Source organism: Caldisphaera sp., assembly GCF_046536515.1.
Taxonomy (GTDB): domain Archaea; phylum Thermoproteota; class Thermoprotei_A; order Sulfolobales; family Acidilobaceae; genus Caldisphaera.
This window is the reverse complement of the sequence record NZ_JAWDMQ010000097.1, coordinates 1-2,501: the sequence shown is the minus strand read 5'-3', so window position 1 is coordinate 2,501 and position 2,501 is coordinate 1. Positions and strand designations below refer to the sequence as shown.

The 2,501-nt window shown below is 36.5% G+C and carries 2 protein-coding genes and 1 tRNA gene; 1 reads left to right on the top strand and 2 read right to left on the bottom strand.

Annotated elements, in window-relative coordinates; translation table 11 throughout:
- The first annotated feature begins 44 nt into the window (after positions 1-44).
- A tRNA-Arg gene (locus tag RXO53_RS08150) sits at positions 45-142 on the top strand.
- 339 nt (positions 143-481) lie between these two features.
- Here the strand turns inward: RXO53_RS08150 and RXO53_RS08145 are convergent.
- Together RXO53_RS08145 and rpl12p are read right to left on the bottom strand one after the other, a co-directional pair.
- Complete coding sequence (locus RXO53_RS08145) at positions 482-1,342, bottom strand: hypothetical protein (protein ID WP_410713719.1); 861 nt, start codon at positions 1,340-1,342, stop codon at positions 482-484.
- Positions 1,343-2,001: 659 nt separating this feature from the next.
- Positions 2,002-2,340 carry a 50S ribosomal protein P1 gene (gene rpl12p, locus RXO53_RS08140; protein WP_410713720.1) on the bottom strand — a complete coding sequence of 113 codons (339 nt, stop codon included), beginning with the start codon at positions 2,338-2,340 and terminating at the stop codon, positions 2,002-2,004.
- Positions 2,341-2,501 lie beyond the last annotated feature (161 nt).

Here is a 2,501-nt window from a genome sequence, read left to right as displayed (position 1 = left end):
CACAACAAAATTAAAAACCTTCTAAGCAATTATTCAAATGAATAGGGCCCGTAGCCTAGCTAGGATAGGGCGCCGGCCTTCTAAGCTAGGATAGGAAGGCGGGGACAGCCGGTGGTCCGGGGTTCAAATCCCCGCGGGCCCGCCTATTTTATTTTGAATACTTGGTCTAAAGTTACACATTAGTCAACTTCTTTTATAACAATTGACAGTAACAGCCTATAGCATAAATTAAATAATTTTTTAAATGCCATCAGTTTCGTGGGCTTCTTGGGCTTAATCATGAATTCGTTGATATGTTTTGCAAACATGCATATTTTCTCTCTAGAAGATTCTTGGCTTTTCATAGTTATGAGAATGAGGATTTTCTATAATTATCGCATCCAAGCACTCTTTATAATATCATAAAAAATTATAAAGCGATATTACAGGCAATGTTTTTATTCATTCATGTTTAATATAATCTAGAAAATTAGCTCGCTCTTTACAAGGAACTGAAGCTGGAAGATTTGATGGCTTCTTCAACACAATGCTTAATCATTTCTAATAACTTGTAAAAATCATAGTTCTTAATACCCTCTTCTTTAACTGCTTGGATAACATCGCCTATTGTTCTGGTTTCCGCAGTTTGTTTTTTAACGTTGTTTATCGATTCTAAAAGTCCTTGAGGGTCTACTATGATTCGATTTCTCAGAGCTTCATTGAGTGTCTGTTTTAGTAACCGCCTAACTTTGTTATAGATTCGCATGTATTCATTAAAAATAGAAGAGCTTACAGTAAAACCACTCTTACCTCTATAACCTTTAGCTATAAGAGCACTGTGAAGTTCAATACTTATTAAATCAGTTGAAGCATTGACGATTAATTCTATTGGTGAAGTGTCGAGGCTTGAGCTGCTCTTAACTGCTTGAGCTATATCATCAAATCTATTCAATAAGTCCTTAAAGACTTGCAAAAGAATGTTGTTAACTTCTGCAAAATCATCCTCTTTATGAACATTGCATTCTTCGATATAGCTAGAGATTAGAGCTTTAACCTCATCTTTAATCATATTTATATCAAATCCTTTGTACAGCAAGCCCTCTATATAATCTAGCACATAGTGCGTAACCAGGCATTTAATACCCTCTAAACCAAAATTTTTAAGGACGTACCTATACATCAGCGGAAACTCAACCTTGCGAAAACCAAAATTCTTCCAAAGCCTTTTTTCACCGGTTGATTCAGAGAAAATTTCTCTAAATAATGGAGGCTCAACATCTATCAACTTATCGATCTCTTCACAGACAACGGCGTTATAGCCAAGCATTTCATAAACCTTTTTATGAGTGGCCAAATTAGGCATTAAGCTTCCCGAAAATTATTTTGTAGCGCATAACAATAAATACTTTAATTTTTATCTTTTGACTTATAATCAAAAGCCTAGCCAATTACTGTGATAGGAGCAAAAGCAAGGAAGATGCTAGAAGGAACCCTAAGAATCTCTGTTTTTCAGAATCATTTTTAATTAGTAGTTTAGTAGTAATTATTATGTTGGCTATGATAGTTAGTTAATATCCTTTAGTATAATGAATGCTATGAAGATGGTTTCTATAGAATGGACATCAATCTCAGCATATAAAAGATAAGTAGGAATGCTATCACATCTATTAAATCTTACATGATAATAATACACATATCTGAGAGCTGTAAACATAGGAAAATATAAACTTATGTGAGTACTCAAAAGAAATAGACCTACCTTTATAATTTTGTGTTCCCGCAATAAACTAAAAAAAGATGATGGTATATTAAAATATAAAAATATTATAATTAAGCGCTCTTCTATGTTTTTTGATGAAGGTCCATTAAAACTATGTAAAATATGTCAAAAAAGTCTATACCCCTTTACAGCTGAAAGCCTCCCCTTTTAATGTGAAGAGGAGATCAGACCAAGTTAAAATTTAAATAAAATTTATAAAATTTCACGTATGTCGTCGTAAAAGGCTGCTTTGGGATTAAAGCTCAAGGTCCTCCGAATAGGGCACCTAGCCCGCTGGCAAGCTCCTCCTCGCTAAGTTCCTTCTTCTCCTCTTCCTCTTTGGCCTCAGCCTTCTTCTCTTCCTCCTTTGGCTTCTGCTCTGCAGCAGGCTGTGCCGCTGGAGCGGCGGCAACCGCTACCGGTGCAGCTGCAGCAGATTTCAGAACATCATCTATGTTCACTTGCTGGAGGGCAGCAACGAGGGCTTTAACCCTTACCTCGTCTACTTGGACTCCCGCTGCCTCGAGGACCTTCTTCAAGTTCTCTTCATTTATCTCCTTCTTGGCACCGTGCAACATTAGTGAGGCATATATGTATTCTATTGTAACTCACCTCTTCAAATATTTCAAGCTTGTAGTTATTCATTTTAAGCATTTTTATAGATTTCTAGGGTCTTTATACTATCAATCTTTAAGGGGTTAAAAAGGGGTTACGGTCCTCCGAATAGGGCACCTAGCCCGCTGGCAAGCTCCTCCTCGCTAAG